Below are 880 nucleotides of genomic sequence, written 5' to 3'. Positions count from 1 at the left end.
GAGCACGAGCAGGAGGCCGATACCCAGCGACCCAAGGGCGAGCAGGGGGTCTCCGCCGTTGGCTGCCATGATTGCAGGTACCATGAAGATGGCCATGATGATGAAGAGCGGAATGGCGTAAATGAAGCCGATGACGAAGAGTTTCAGGCCGTCAATGAACATCCCTACCCAGTTCCCTACCTCGGGAGCCGGCTTCACACCGCTGTAGATCCGGACCATATACCCCATGATGAGCGGGAATATGATCGTGCTGATGGCGAGCAGGATCCACTGGACCCATTTGCCCCAGACAGCGTCTTTTGCATAGCTGAACGAATCGCCCAGCATGTTTCCATAATCCATAGGTGTATCACCCACGATTTACTGTGAGATTATATGGTATAAAAGCGTTGCCATAATTCCTCTTTTTGCAGCCTTCCTTTGCTGAAACCGGGCGATCATTTCACCACGAATCAGGCAATCAGCGCTGAGAACGTTTTCCGGAGCAGGGACAGCGCGGCATATAAACGCTGAGAATACGGCAGCGACAGGCAGCCGGGGAGGGGAGCATGAGCACCGGTAAGAACTCCGTCCTTGCGCAACGTCATCCCCTGCGGCTTTGCGTGAACGAACGGTGTGGATATGATGCTGCAAGAAATTACTCACCAAGATTCAAAAGCCCGGCAGAGAAACGCCGATTCCGATGACCACGTTCCCGCCGGTAAGACCCGTATCGAGGAAACCCAAAAGATTGGTTAGTACGTTCCAAATACCAATGCAGCCACCACTCCGAAAAGCATGAAGATAATGAATAAGCCCAGCCAGATTATCAGACCTGCGACGAGATTGTAACCAAATACTGCTAGTGCACGTTTTAAGAAACTGTCTGACGTCAACCAGC

At 52.3% G+C, this 880-nt stretch carries 1 protein-coding gene; it reads right to left on the bottom strand.

The annotated features are described in order from the left end of the window. A partial coding sequence (locus EI28_RS12345; protein WP_048115261.1) for a DUF4013 domain-containing protein occupies window positions 1-342 on the bottom strand: 342 nt, incomplete at its 3' end. Window positions 343-880: the final 538 nt, after the last annotated feature.

Origin of the sequence: Methanoculleus sp. MH98A (assembly GCF_000691865.1) — an archaeon.
In the GTDB taxonomy this organism is placed as follows: domain Archaea; phylum Halobacteriota; class Methanomicrobia; order Methanomicrobiales; family Methanoculleaceae; genus Methanoculleus.
This window is presented reverse-complemented; position numbering and strand designations above follow the sequence as displayed.